This window comes from Nonomuraea sp. NPDC050547, from assembly GCF_044457345.1.
GTDB lineage: Bacteria > Actinomycetota > Actinomycetes > Streptosporangiales > Streptosporangiaceae > Nonomuraea.
In genome coordinates this window covers 71,358-83,877 of the sequence record NZ_JBITGW010000008.1, presented here as the reverse complement: position 1 = coordinate 83,877, position 12,520 = coordinate 71,358, and the positions used below count along the sequence as shown (strand labels likewise).

Sequence of the window (12,520 nt, the reverse complement as noted above, 5' to 3'; positions counted from 1 at the left end):
TCTGTGGGCCGCCGCATGACTCCGATCCTGGTCACCGGGCTGCCTCGCAGTGGGACGAGCTGGGTCGGCAAGATGCTGGCCGCCTCCGGCGAACTCGTCTATGTCAACGAGCCGCTCAACCCGCAGCACCCGCCCGGCCGCTCCCCCGGTGTGCTGCGCGCCAGCGTTACCCACCGGTTCCAGTACATCTGCGATGACAACGCCGCCGACTGGCTGCCCGCCTTCCGCGACACCGTCCGCCTGCGCTACCGGTTCCTGGCCGAGCTGCGCGCGAACCACTCGCCGTACGACCTGGCCAGAATGATCCGGTACGGCGCCGCCTTCACCCACGGCCGCCTGACCGGCAGACGCGCGCTGCTGGACGACCCGTTCGCCGTGCTGTCGGCCGGCTGGTTCGCCAGGAGGCTCGGCTGCCGGGTCATCGCGCTCGTCCGCGACCCGGTCGCGTTCGCGGCCAGCTGGCGACGGCTCAGCTGGACCGTCTACTTCCACGAACTGCTCGAACAGCCACTACTGGTCCGCGACCACCCCGAGGTGGAGGACCTACGCCCCCTGATCGGCTCCCAGGACCACCTGGCCAAGGCCGCCGCCCTGTGGCGGGTCACCCGGGCCGTCCTCGACAAGACCCCGGACGTCCTCCAGGTCTCCTACGACAAACTGGCCGCCGACCCCGTGAACGGCTTCCGCGCCCTGTACTCCTACGCCAACCTGACCTGGACCCCGGCCGCCGGACACCGCATCACCCGCGCCTGCCTCACGGAGGGCACCGCCGAGCGGGGCTTCGCCTGGACGGGTCTGTCCAGGACCGCGTACCGCCCCATGAACTCCCGCCAAGCCCTCCACAACGCCACCCGCGGCCTCACCTCCGAGGAGATGAGCCGCGTCCGTCACTTCACCTCGCGCGGCGCCTGAGGTAGTGGACCAGGCATCCACCCAGCAACCGGGCGGCGAAGGGCAGGTCGTCCACCAGGTACCGCTTCGCCAGCCGTCCCGGTTCGCTCGTCAGCCGGTAGAGCCACTCCAGGCCCAGGCTCTGCATCCAGTCCGGCGCACGGTGAACCGTTCCCGCCGCGAACGCGATCGCCGACCCGCAGCCCACGAACCACGCGCCGGGCAGTTCCGGCCGCAGTTCCTCGATCAGCAGATCCTGCTTGGGAAAGCCGAGGCCCACGAACACCAGCTTCGGCCCGGCCGCCACCACCCGCGCCCGCACCCCGGCCCGTCCTTGAGCGGTCACGTCGAAGTCGAACGGCGGCGCATCGTACCCGCAGACGTTCAACCGGGGATGGCAGCTACTGAGCTCTTCCCCCGCCTGGCGTGCCACGCCTGGCGGCCCGCCCAGCAGGTAGATCGAGAACCCCTTCCGCGCCGCCATCTTGCTGAGCGACCAGATCAGATCCGCCCCGGTCACCCGTTCGGGCAACGCCACGCCGATGAGCCGCGACGCCCACACGAGCGGCATCCCGTCGGCCACCACGACCTCGGCCTCACGCACGAGCCGACGCAGCGCCTCGTCCTTGGCGACAGTTCGGCAGATGTCCACATTCGGGGTGATGATGTGCCCGCCCCGCCCGGCCGCCAGCTCGGCCGCCACCCGCTCCACGACCTGCCGCTCGGTCAGCGGATCAACCGCCACCCCACCGACGACCACCCGCCCGGCCCTGTCTGCCGTGGAGGGCGTGCAGACATGCCGTTCCCTCTCGTACGGCCGCGCGCTGTCGCTTCCCTTGACCCGCCGAAGCACCTCCAACGCCCCGACGGGCATCTCCTGACCACCCCGGCCCACCCTCGGAACCACATGCGGACCACCCCGATGCCTGCCACCCCCCGAAGCCACATCCCCACCACGGGCCCCGTCGCCGGGGGCGCTCGGGTGGGGGGCGGTGCCCGGGTGAGGGCCGTCGCCACCGAGCCCCGTGTTCACGGCACGGGCCACCGGGACGACCGGATCGTGGACACTCCCGCCGGCGGGACGCCGGGGATCGCCCTGAGCCGTGGGCAGGTCGCCCGCGGGCCGCAGGGAGTCGGCCTGAGCCGTGGACAGATCGCCCGCGGGCCGCAGGGAGTCGGCCTGAGCCGTGGACAGATCGCCCGCGGGCCGCAGGGAGTCGACCCGAGCTGTAGGCGGGTCGCTAACGGGGTGCTGGGGGGCCGTCTGGGGGATGGGTGGTGGATGTTCGGTGCGTTGGCGGGGAAGTGTGGGAGGGCGCACGTCCGCGAGATCCAGGCCGGGGGTTGAGGCAGTCGGGGTTGGCTCCGGGGGACCGGGGTCCGGGGAGGTGGGGTGGGTGAGATCTCGGGTGGTCAAATGCCGTGCCCCCGATGGTGCAGCAGGGATAGGACCGCCGAGGCCGGGATCAGCCCGGCGGCCACGGCGAGCGCGATCGGTGCGCGTGGCTCGCCGATCCGGGCGGCGAAGGTACGCAGCGCCCAGCGTCCAGCCTCCCGGCGCCGCCCCAGTGCGGCGTTGTGGAAGGCGAGTTGACCGTAGATCCGCGCCGCGCCGCGCGGATCCACGGCCAGTTCGGGGTGCCGGGCGAGCATCCACTCCAGCCCGGCGATGCGGTCGGCCCAGCGGGCGACGTAGTGGGAGGCGCCCCAGGCGACCTGGACGAGCGGCCGGTCGACGTGGACGATCGGCTGCCGCCCGGCGGCGCGCAGGGCGAGGTCCCAGTCCTCGTTCTGGCCGCCGGGTGCGCTCTCGTCGACCCACAGCGCCCCGCGCCGGAACAGGAACGTCGAGCTGTGCACCATCACCATCCGCGACCGGATCAGGTCGGCCTTGGTGACGCGGTCGGTTCCGGCGAGCCGGGGTACGCGGCGGGAGCCGTACGCGATCTCGATGGCGCAGGAGGCGAACTCGGCCCCCGGCTCCAACCGGCGTGCCTGGGCGGCGAGCTTGCCGGGCAGCCACATGTCGTCGTCGTCGCAGAAGGCGATCAGGTCGGTGTCGCAGGCGGCGATGCCGGTGTTGCGGGCGCCGGGCAGGCCGGGGCTGAGCCGGTTGGGCAGCACGCGGACCCGGTGGTGCCCGGCCGTGGCGTCGCGGGGCGCGATCACGTCGGCCACCTGTTCCGCCACCTTCTCCGGTGACGCCCCGTCGACCACGATGACCAGGTCGATGGTTCCGGGGTACACCTGGTCGAGAGCCGCTTTGGTCGCCGCCCGCAACTGCTCGGGCCGGTTGCCCCGGGTGGGGATCACCACGCCGATGGACGCGCTCACGCCGCCTCCTCCCCGCCCCGCATCGGGACGCCGCCGTTCAGATCGCCGGACCCAGCGCCTCCGGGGCGGTAGCCGTACCGGCGCATGAGAGGTTTGGTCAGGGCTGCGACCAGGGCGCGGTGGCGGCGGGGCAGGCCGGTGTTCCACGCGTCGTCCCGGATCAGCCTGACCGGGCCGATGGTGAACCGCATCGGGTTGCCCGACGCCGTATGGGCCGGACCCAGGGTCGCGAGCGAGCCGTCCAGGTGCGGGAAGACAGGGTCGAGGCCGAGGCGGGAGGCGAGGCCGGTGAGGGTCGCGCGCGGGTCGGCGAGCAGGTCTTCGTAGCGGACCCGGGTGAGCGGCACCCCGCGCCGCGCCAGCAGGTCGAGCGCGAGGTTCTGGGCGGTCCAGTGAAGGGAGGTGCGGATCGGGCCCCAGCGGGTCATGGGCCGCCCGTCCTCGGGACGTTCGACGCCGCGCCGCCACGAATGGGCCACCGCCCGCGGGTCGCGCACCACCTGGACGACGTGCACGTCCACGCCCCCAGCGGCCAGGCACCACGCCAGCGAGGCGTGCTTGCTGGAGTCGATCACCAGCCGGGACCCGGCCACCGAGGCCGCGGCCGTGTAGACGCGGCGGTAGGCGCGCACGTACTCGTCAAGGTCGCGATGCCCCATGCGCGGAATGCGCCTGGTCCGGTCGACGCGGTCGCGCAGCCCCAGGACCCGCTCGGCCAGCATCGGCGACCATCCGCCGAACGCCCGCTCCCCCACCCGCCGCCAGAAGTCGCACGCCGCGAACCCCGCCCCGCACCCGCACGGCTCCCCCGCGAGCACCCCTCTGGCCCACAGATGGGCCACCTCGCCCAGCGCGGTCACGCCCGGCGACTCGCCGAGCAACCGCTCCAGCAGCGTGGTGCCACTGCGGCCAAGGCCGCCCAGGAAGATCACCCCGGGGGCGGGCGAACGGTCAGTCACGGACAGGGACCTAACCTCGTGAATACGGAACGTGGGAGACAGTAGCGCGGAGTAATCGCGCAGTCACCGAAAGCCCAAATGATCTACCTGACGTTCGAAGTCGCCGAGGACTCCCCCACGGTGGTTAGCTGTGCGGCGTGGGATCCGCGACATTAGTACCCCAAACACGCACGATGGAGCTTTCCGCCGATCATGCGTGGACCACCCTGCGCGAGTACGGCATGCGCCGCCTGGCCCATGACTCGTTCGTCCGGTTCCGGTACGGCGACGGCATGAGCCACTCCAGAGCCCTGGCGTTCCAGATGTGCCTGTCGATCATCCCGGGCGCCATCGCCCTGGTCGGCCTCAGCTCCGTCACCCACCAGGAACAACTCGGCCAGGTCCTCCAGCTCTCCCTCAGCCGCCTCGCGCCGGGCGAAGGGAGCGCCTCGGTCATCGACGTCCTCGGCGGCGGCTCGCGGCGCGACGCGCTGGCCCTGTGGCTCGGCCTGGCCACCTCGCTGATCTCGCTCACGTCCACGATGGCGCAGGTCGAGCGCGGCGCCAACCGCATCTACGGCATGGAGCGCGACAGACCCTTCCCCCGCAAGTACGGCAGAGCCGTCATCCTGGCCCTGACCGCCGGCGCCCTCATGGTGACCGGCTTCGTGGCCATGGTCGGCGGCGCGGCCATCGGTGGCGCGCTGGCACAGGTGTGGGACTGGAGCGCCGGGCAACATCTGGCGTTCGACGTGGTGCGCTGGCCGGTGGGGTTCCTGCTGGCGCTGGTGTCCACGTCGGTGCTGTTCCGGGCGGCGCCCAGGCGGCGGCAGCCCGGCCACACGTGGCTGGCGTTCGGGGCGCTGGTGACGCTGGTGTTGTGGACCTCGTTCACGCTCGCCCTGGCCCTCTACACCGACAGGAGCGGCACGTTCGGCAGCACCTACGGCCCGCTGACCACGGTGATGGCGCTGCTGCTGTGGGCGTTCCTGAGCTCGATCGCGCTGTTCCTGGGACTGGCGTTCGCGGCGCAACTGGAGGCGGCACGGGCCGGGGAGCCCGGCCCCGCCCTGCCGGACGTGGGGCCGAGCGCCCTGGAGGAACGCGAACCCCTGGTCGGCGCGGTGGGGGCGGCCGGAATCGCCGCCCTCCGCACCGCGTACGGCCTGCTCAGGCGCAGACGGAGGTGACCCGGGTCAGCGGGATTCGATGACCATGCCGGCGCCTACCGTGGTGTTGGTGGTCTCGTCGACCAGGATGAAGCCGCCGGTCGCCCGGTTGCGCGCGTAGTCGTCCACGAACAGCGGCTGCGTCACCCGCAGCGACACCCGCCCGATCTCGTTCAGGCCGAGCCCGGTCGCGGTCTCGTCGCGGTGGAGCGTGTTGACGTCGAGCCGGTAGTGCAGCTCGCGCACCATCGCCCGCGCGGTGCGGGTGGTGTGCTTGATGACCAGCTTGGAGCGGGGCGCGAGCTTGGTGGCGTCGGTCATCCAGCAGACCATCGCCTCCAGTTCCTGCGCGGCGCTCGGCTGGTTGTTGGGCCGGCAGATCATGTCGCCGCGCGAGATGTCGATCTCGTCTTCCAGGCGCAGCGTCACCGACATGGGCGGGAACGCCTCCTCGACGGGCCCGTCGTAGGTGTCGATGGAGGCGATCCTGCTGGTCAGGCCGGAGGGCAGGTGGAGCACTTCGTCGCCCGGCTTCAGGACGCCGCCGGCCACCTGGCCCGCGTAGCCGCGGTAGTCGTGGAACTCGGTCTTGTGCGGCCGGATGACGTACTGGACCGGGAAGCGCACGTCGACCAGGTTCCGGTCGGAGGCGATGTGCACGTTCTCCAGGTGGTGGAGAAGCGAGCTGCCGTGGTACCAGGGCATGCTCTCCGAACGGGACACCACGTTGTCGCCGTGGAGCGCGGAGATCGGGATGAAGGTCAGGTCGGCCACGTTGAGCTTGGAGGCGAAGGAGGTGAACTCCTCGCGGATCTCCTCGAAGCGCTCCTCCGAGTAGTCGACCAGGTCCATCTTGTTGACCGCGAGCACCAGGTGCGGCACCCGCAGCAGCGTGGTCAGGAACGCGTGGCGGCGCGACTGCTCCAGCACGCCCTTGCGGGCGTCGATGAGGATGATGGCCAGGTCGGCGGTGGAGGCGCCGGTGACCATGTTCCGGGTGTACTGGATGTGGCCCGGGGTGTCGGCGATGATGAACTTGCGCCGCGGGGTCGCGAAGTAGCGGTAGGCGACGTCGATGGTGATGCCCTGCTCGCGCTCGGCCCGCAGGCCGTCGGTGAGCAGCGACAGGTCGGTGTACTCGGTGCCGCGGTCGCGCGAGGTGCGCTCGACCGCCTCCAGCTGGTCCTCGAAGATCGCTTTGGAGTCGAAGAGCAGGCGCCCGATGAGGGTGGACTTTCCGTCATCGACGGAGCCGGCGGTGGCGAAACGAAGAATGTCCATCTTAGAAGTAGCCCTCGCGCTTGCGGTCTTCCATTGCGGCTTCTGAGGCGCGGTCGTCGGCCCTGGTGGCGCCGCGCTCGGTGATGCGGGTGGCCGCGATCTCCTCGATGATCTCCTCGACCGTGGCGGCGGCCGACTGGACGGCGCCGGTGCAGGTCATGTCGCCGACGGTGCGATAGCGCACGACGGCCTCGAACAGCGGCTCGTCCTCTCCGCGCGACACGACGGGCGCGTCGGGCAGCAGCATGCCGTCACGCTCGAACACCTTGCGGGTGTGGGCGTAGTAGATCGAGGGGATCTCGATGCCCTCGCGGCGGATGTAGTCCCAGATGTCGAGCTCGGTCCAGTTGGACAGCGGGAAGACCCGGATGTGCTCGCCCTTGCGGATGCGGGAGTTGTAGAGGTTCCACAGCTCGGGGCGCTGGTTCTTGGGGTCCCACTGGCCGAAGTCGTCGCGGAAGGAGAAGACGCGCTCCTTGGCCCTGGCCTTCTCCTCGTCGCGGCGGGCGCCGCCGAAGACCGCGTCGAACTCGTGCTCCTCGATCGCGTCGAGCAGCGTCGTGGTCTGCAGGCGGTTGCGCGAGGCGCGCCGCCCGGTCTCCTCGCTGACCCGGCCGGCGTCGATCGACGCCTGCACGCTGGCGACGACCAGGCGGGCGCCGAGTTCGGCGGCCCTGCGGTCGCGGTACTCGATGACCTCGTCGAAGTTGTGCCCGGTGTCGACGTGCATCAGCGGGAAGGGCAGTGGCGCGGGCCAGAAGGCCTTCTCGGCGATGCGGAGCATGACGATCGAGTCTTTGCCGCCGGAGAAGAGCAAACAGGGACGCTCGAACTCGGCGGCCACTTCACGCATGATGTGAATGGCCTCGGCCTCGAGAACGTCTAGCTGCGACGTGGTGTAGTCGCGCTGGAGCATGGGGCTTCCTCCGGCGTGGTGTCAGCGGTGCAGGTCCCGAATTCCGGCGAGCAACGTTGGCGCCAGCTCAGGTAGGGAAACAAGGATATCCGGTAGTGAGGGGTCGACCTGGTTGTAGGTCAGCTTCGAGCCGTCGATCCGGCTGGCGTGGGCGCCCGCGGCCTGGGCGACGGCGACCGGCGCGGCGGAGTCCCACTCGTACTGTCCGCCTGCGTGAACGTAGGCCTCGACGTCTCCGGTGAGCACCGCGGAGATCTTCGCTCCGGCCGAGCCGATGGGCACCAGATCGGCCCCGACGAGATAGGCAAGTCTTTGCACGAACTCCGGCGGCCTGGTACGGCTGACGGCGATCCTGAACCTGCCCTTGTCATAGGCGGGCAGCTTCGGCGGCTCACCGGTGGTGAGCGTGCGCCCCTGCGCGGGCAGCGCCACCGCGCCCGCGGCCAGCGCCCCGCGCTCCCACAGCGCCACGTGGACGGCCCAGTCGGCGCGGCCCTCCTCGGCGAACTCGCGGGTGCCGTCGAGCGGGTCGACGATCCACACCCGCTCGGTACGCTGCCTGCGCGGGTCCTCCCGCTCCTCGCGCGTGGCCTCCTCCGACAGCACGCCGTCGCTCGGCCGCAGCCGCGCCAGCGCCTCCATCAGATAGAGGTGGGCGCCCCGGTCACCGGCTTTGCGCAGCGCCGGCGCCTCGCCGAACCCTTCGCGCTCGCGGATCTCCAGCAGCCGCCGTCCCGCCTCGTCGGCGAGATCGGAGGCGAGGGCGTGGTCGTCGCGAATCGTCATCAGTAAGCTCCTTGCCCGCGGGCGACGGCCGACCAAGTCTTCCACAGGATCTGGAGATCCAGCATGAGGGACCAGTTCTCAACGTAACGCAGGTCGAGGCGGACGGATTCCTCCCACGACAGATCAGACCTGCCGCTCACCTGCCACAGCCCCGTCAGCCCCGGTCGCACCAGCAGCCGCCTCCGGACGTCGTCGCCGTAGCGCTCGACCTCCTCGGGCAGCGGCGGGCGAGGGCCGACGAGCGACATGTGCCCGCACACCACGTTGATCAGCTGCGGCAACTCATCGAGCGAGTGCCGACGCATCAGCGCGCCCAGCGAGGTCACGCGCGGGTCGTTGCGCACCTTGAACAGCACTCCGTCGGCGTCGCTGACGAGCGTGAGCTTCTGGTGCTCGGCGCCCAGCCGCATGGTGCGGAACTTCACGATCGTGAACAGCGTGCCGTCGCGGCCGACGCGCGTCTGCCTGAACAGCGCGGGCCCGGAACTGCTCGCCCGTACGGCCACCGCCAGCCCTGCCAGCAACGGCGACAGCGCCACCAGCAGCGAGGCGGCCACGACCCGGTCGAAGACGTTCTTCACCAGTTGCCTCGCCCCTGCCAGCTCCGGATGCTCGACGTGCAGCAATGCCAGCCCGGCCGCCGGACGGATGGTGGTGCGCGGCCCGGCGACCTCCATGAGCGCGGGCGCGACGACCAGTTCGGTGTGGGTGCGCTCCAGCCGCCAGGCCAGCCGCCGCAGGGCCACGCCGTCCATCTCGGGGCAGGCGAGCACGGCGACGGAGTCGGCCCCCGACTGCTCCACCACGAGCGGCGCGTCACTGAACCCGCCCGCCACCGGCACCCCCGCCACGTCGTCGCCCGGCGCGTCCTCGGGCAGGCAGGCGGCCACCACCTCCATGCCGTGGTAGCGCTCGCGCCGGAAGCGCTCGACGAGCTCGGCGATCGAGGCGCGGTGCCCGACGGCGACGACGCGGCGCATGCACTCGCCACGCGCTCTGCGCCGGTGCAGGGCGCGGCGCAAGCAGTACCGGAAGATGAGGGTGAGCAGGGTGGTGAGGGGCAGGGCGAGCACGACGTAGCCGCGCGCGACGTCGGTCTTGGTGAGGTAGGCGACGATGGCGGTGGCGGCGGTCAGCGCGAGGCCGCAGCGCACGACGCGCTGGAACTCCTCGGGCCCGACGCCGAACATGCGCGGCTCGTAGGCGCGGTTGAGCGTGTTCGCGCAGACCCAGGCCAGCGGCAGGGCCGCGCTCAGCAGCAGGTACGGCGCGGCGTAGGGGGTCAGCTCGCCGAAGCGGGCGAAGAAGGCCAGCGCCGCGCCCGCGCCCGCGCCGCCCAGATCGGCCACCAGGGCCCGTACCCGGTAGGCGCGGACCCAGCCGGGCACGCCGGGGGCGGCCTGCCAGACGAGCTCAGGATGCGCACGGACGACGGCCATCAGCACCTCGCCCTTGCTCACGCCGCGCCTCCCCGTGACCGACCGTCAACGAATGGTCACCAGATAGTAGCGGCGGGCAACGTCGGCCGGATCGCGAACGGCCTTACGTGGTGATCAGCGTGGAGGGCCGGAAATGTTGAGGTCTGACCGGTGGAACTCGTTCTGGGTGACGTCGAGGCCGCGTTCCATGAGCGACTCCACCACGTCAGCGGCGCGGTCGACGAGGAAGGCGAGGTCCTTGCGCTCGGCGGTGGCGAAGTCCTTGAGCACGTACGCGGCCGGGTCCATGCGGCCGGGCGGGCGGCCGATGCCGAAGCGGACCCGCAGGTAGTCGCGGGTGCCGAAGACCTTGGTGATGGACTTGAGCCCGTTGTGGCCGTTGTCGCCGCCGCCCAGCTTTGCGCGCAGCGCCCCGTAGGGGACGTCCAGCTCGTCGTGCACGACGATCATCCGCTCGGGGGCGACCTTGTAGAAGTCGGCCAGGAGTTTGGCGGGGCCGCCGGAGAGGTTCATGTAGGTGAGGGGCTTGGCCAGGATCGCCGGCCGCGTCTCCAGGACGGCGGAGCGGCTCTTGTGCGCCTTGAACTTGCCCCCCGCGCGGGCGGCCAGCTCGTCGAGCACCATGAATCCGGCGTTGTGCCGGTTTCCCGCGTATTCGTCGCCGGGGTTGCCCAGCCCGACGATCAGCCAGCGGTCCAAAGCGACTCCTTGCTCACGTGGCGGCCTGCCGTAACTCTACGAGAACACCACGACGGGGCAGCCGGATGATCCCGGCCGCCCCGTGCGGTGAACGTGGGTGTTACTCGGCGCTCTCGCCCTCGGCGGCCTCGGTGACGGCGGCGGTCTCGCCCTCGGCGGCCTCGTCCTCGTCGGCGGTCTCGGTCGGCTTGGCGATGACCTGGAGGACGACGGTCTCCGGGTCGGCGGCCAGCGAGGAGCCCTGCGGCACGACCAGGTCGGCGGCGGTGACGACGCGACCGACCGCGAAGCCCTCGACGTCGACCTCGATGCCGGTGGGGATGTGGGTGGCCTCGGCCTCGACGCCGATGCTCATGAGCTGCTGGTCGAGGATGCCCTCGGAGTCGACGTCACCGACGGTGGTGACGGGGATCTCGACGGTGACCTTCTCGCCGCGCTTGACCAGGAGCAGGTCGAGGTGCTCGACGAAGCCCCTGATCGGGTCGCGCTGGACGCCCTTGGGCAGGGCCAGCTCGTCGACGCCGTCGCCCTTGAGGTGGATCAGGACGTTGGCGGTGCGCAGGGCGAGCAGGACCTCGTGGCCGGGCAGCGTGAGGTGCTTGGGGTCGATGCCGTGGCCGTAGAGGACGGCGGGCACCTTGTCGGCGCGGCGGATCTTGCGGGCGGCGCCCTTGCCGAACTCGGTGCGAGCCTCAGCGGCGATACGTACTTCAGACACGACATCTCCTAGGGATGCACGTTGGCGGAGTTTCTCTGCGCTCCCCCTGACCCGCCCTAGCGGGAGGCGTTACGAGCGCAACCCTCACAGCCTACCCGCATCCGGGCCCCGCATCAGCCGCCTGCCGCCGCGCCAGACGCCGAGGATGTCGAGGGTGCGGTCGATGTCGGCCGTCGGGTCGCCGTCGACCAGGAGCAGGTCGGCGCGGAGCCCCGGCGCGATCCTGCCCCGGTCGGCGAGGCCGAAGCAGCGGGCGGGCGCCGCGGTGGCGGCGGTCAGGGCCCGGCCCGGGGTCATCCCCGCCGCCACGAGCCGGCGTAGTTCGTCGTGGAGTGTGGCTCCGTGGGCGGTTCCGACGTTGGAGGCGTCCGAGCCCGCCAGCACGGTGACGCCGGCGTCGAGCAGCCGCGCCAGGGTAAGCGTGGCCACGGTGACGTCGTGCCGCGCGCCCTCGCCGAGCGGCACGGGCCCCATGGTGAGCATCCGCCGCGCCCCTTCGCCCAGGTGGGGCGCGACGCGGGGGTCCGCGGCGAGCCGCCCGCCGCGCGGCTCGCCGAACAGCTCTCCCAGTACGGCCAGCGTAGGGATGACCACGGTCCCCCGGTCGGCCAGTTCATGGGCGAGCTCGGGGTCCGGCGCGTCCACGAACAGGTGCCCGAGCACGTCGGCCCCGGCCTCGGCGGCCAGCCGGGCGGAGCCGGCGTTCAGCGCGTGGACGACGGCCAGGGCGCCGTGGTCGTGCGCGGCGGCGACGAGCGCGCGCAGGGTCTCGCCGGTCAGCGTCGGGGTCGGCAGTCCCGCGGTCGAGCCGTCGTCGAGCATGATCTTGAGGTAGTCGGACCCCTCGGCGATTCTGTCGGCGACGAAGGCGGCCGCCTGCTCGGGTCCGGTGAGCGTGGGGAAGGGCGGCAGGAGCCCCATCTCGACGAGGTACCAGCCATAGCCGGCGGGGACCGTGGCCGCGGTGCCGGCCGTGCGCAGGTCCGCCCCGTCGCGGGCGCCGCGGAGCTTCGCGATCCCGACGGGGTCGGCCATCATGTCGAGCACGGTCGTGACCCCGAACGCCGCGGCCTGCTCCAGGTCGCCGGGGAAGACGTGGGCGTGCGCGTCGATCAGGCCGGGCAGCAGCGTCGCGCCGCGGCCCTCGACGACAACCGCTCCCGGCGCCTCGACCGGCCCGATCGCGACGATCAGGCCCTCGTCGATCGTGACGTGCGTGGACGGGAGGAGCTTCTCCCCGTCGAACACCTTGACGTCGCGGAACTGCAGCATCGTGGCCCCTTTACATACATGTCAGCACGTATCATTAGAGCGAGCATACATGCCGACACGTATGAGAATCTGGGCGT

The 12,520-nt window shown here is 71.5% G+C and carries 12 protein-coding genes; 2 read left to right on the top strand and 10 right to left on the bottom strand.

The window, feature by feature from the left end:
- Positions 1 to 15 precede the first annotated feature (15 nt).
- Positions 16 to 912: a sulfotransferase gene (locus ACIBHY_RS20985; protein WP_397251779.1), complete on the top strand. Its 897-nt coding sequence runs from the start codon at positions 16 to 18 to the stop codon at positions 910 to 912.
- Here ACIBHY_RS20985 and ACIBHY_RS20980 read toward each other — a convergent pair.
- From ACIBHY_RS20980 to ACIBHY_RS20970, 3 genes are all read right to left on the bottom strand, one after another.
- Positions 893 to 1,765, bottom strand: a complete 873-nt coding sequence (locus ACIBHY_RS20980; protein ID WP_397307502.1) for a WecB/TagA/CpsF family glycosyltransferase — start codon at positions 1,763 to 1,765, stop codon at positions 893 to 895. The two genes, ACIBHY_RS20985 and ACIBHY_RS20980, sit on opposite strands and share 20 nt — an antisense overlap.
- A 539-nt stretch (positions 1,766 to 2,304) precedes the next feature.
- On the bottom strand, positions 2,305 to 3,225 hold the full coding sequence (locus ACIBHY_RS20975) for a glycosyltransferase family 2 protein (protein WP_397307501.1): 921 nt from the start codon (positions 3,223 to 3,225) through the stop codon (positions 2,305 to 2,307).
- Complete coding sequence (locus tag ACIBHY_RS20970; RefSeq protein ID WP_397307500.1) at positions 3,222 to 4,184, bottom strand: sulfotransferase; 963 nt, start codon at positions 4,182 to 4,184, stop codon at positions 3,222 to 3,224. Before ACIBHY_RS20970 ends, ACIBHY_RS20975 begins: the two co-directional genes overlap by 4 nt.
- Before the next feature lie 173 nt (positions 4,185 to 4,357).
- Here ACIBHY_RS20970 and ACIBHY_RS20965 point away from each other — a divergent pair, with 173 nt between their 5' ends.
- Positions 4,358 to 5,353: a YihY/virulence factor BrkB family protein gene (locus ACIBHY_RS20965; RefSeq protein ID WP_397307499.1), complete on the top strand. Its 996-nt coding sequence runs from the start codon at positions 4,358 to 4,360 to the stop codon at positions 5,351 to 5,353.
- A gap of 6 nt (positions 5,354 to 5,359) precedes the next feature.
- Here the strand turns inward: ACIBHY_RS20965 and cysN are convergent, their stop codons facing one another.
- The 7 genes from cysN to ACIBHY_RS20930 form a co-directional block, all read right to left on the bottom strand.
- A complete protein-coding gene (gene cysN / locus ACIBHY_RS20960) occupies positions 5,360 to 6,613 on the bottom strand; it encodes a sulfate adenylyltransferase subunit CysN (protein ID WP_397251785.1) in 1,254 nt (417 codons plus the stop codon).
- 1 nt (position 6,614) lies between these two features.
- The gene (gene cysD / locus ACIBHY_RS20955; protein ID WP_397251786.1) at positions 6,615 to 7,529 is read right to left on the bottom strand and encodes a sulfate adenylyltransferase subunit CysD; all 915 of its coding nucleotides are present in this window, start codon (positions 7,527 to 7,529) and stop codon (positions 6,615 to 6,617) included.
- 21 nt (positions 7,530 to 7,550) lie between these two features.
- Positions 7,551 to 8,315 (bottom strand): inositol monophosphatase family protein, encoded by a 765-nt coding sequence (locus ACIBHY_RS20950; protein WP_397251787.1) that lies wholly within the window; start codon positions 8,313 to 8,315, stop codon positions 7,551 to 7,553.
- Positions 8,315 to 9,754, bottom strand: a complete 1,440-nt coding sequence (locus ACIBHY_RS20945) for a sugar transferase (protein ID WP_397307638.1) — start codon at positions 9,752 to 9,754, stop codon at positions 8,315 to 8,317. The genes ACIBHY_RS20950 and ACIBHY_RS20945 overlap by 1 nt, the downstream gene beginning before the upstream one ends.
- A gap of 114 nt (positions 9,755 to 9,868) precedes the next feature.
- Positions 9,869 to 10,453, bottom strand: a complete 585-nt coding sequence (gene pth, locus ACIBHY_RS20940; RefSeq protein ID WP_397251788.1) for an aminoacyl-tRNA hydrolase — start codon at positions 10,451 to 10,453, stop codon at positions 9,869 to 9,871.
- A gap of 100 nt (positions 10,454 to 10,553) precedes the next feature.
- A complete protein-coding gene (locus tag ACIBHY_RS20935) occupies positions 10,554 to 11,171 on the bottom strand; it encodes a 50S ribosomal protein L25/general stress protein Ctc (RefSeq protein WP_397251789.1) in 618 nt (205 codons plus the stop codon).
- An 84-nt stretch (positions 11,172 to 11,255) separates the two neighbouring features.
- Positions 11,256 to 12,443: an amidohydrolase family protein gene (locus tag ACIBHY_RS20930; protein WP_397307498.1), complete on the bottom strand. Its 1,188-nt coding sequence runs from the start codon at positions 12,441 to 12,443 to the stop codon at positions 11,256 to 11,258.
- Between the last annotated feature and the right edge of the window lie 77 nt (positions 12,444 to 12,520).

Bases quoted from the DNA above. Each gene is read 5' to 3' on its own strand.
- ACIBHY_RS20985 (WP_397251779.1), top strand. From the start codon at position 16: ATGACTCCGATCCTGGTCACCGGGCTGCCTCGCAGTGGGACGAGCTGG.
- ACIBHY_RS20980 (WP_397307502.1), bottom strand. From the start codon at position 1,765: ATGCCCGTCGGGGCGTTGGAGGTGCTTCGGCGGGTCAAGGGAAGCGAC.
- ACIBHY_RS20965 (WP_397307499.1), top strand. From the start codon at position 4,358: ATGGAGCTTTCCGCCGATCATGCGTGGACCACCCTGCGCGAGTACGGC.
- cysN (WP_397251785.1), bottom strand. From the start codon at position 6,613: ATGGACATTCTTCGTTTCGCCACCGCCGGCTCCGTCGATGACGGAAAG.
- cysD (WP_397251786.1), bottom strand. From the start codon at position 7,529: ATGCTCCAGCGCGACTACACCACGTCGCAGCTAGACGTTCTCGAGGCC.
- ACIBHY_RS20950 (WP_397251787.1), bottom strand. From the start codon at position 8,315: ATGACGATTCGCGACGACCACGCCCTCGCCTCCGATCTCGCCGACGAG.
- ACIBHY_RS20945 (WP_397307638.1), bottom strand. From the start codon at position 9,754: ATGGCCGTCGTCCGTGCGCATCCTGAGCTCGTCTGGCAGGCCGCCCCC.
- ACIBHY_RS20930 (WP_397307498.1), bottom strand. From the start codon at position 12,443: ATGCTGCAGTTCCGCGACGTCAAGGTGTTCGACGGGGAGAAGCTCCTC.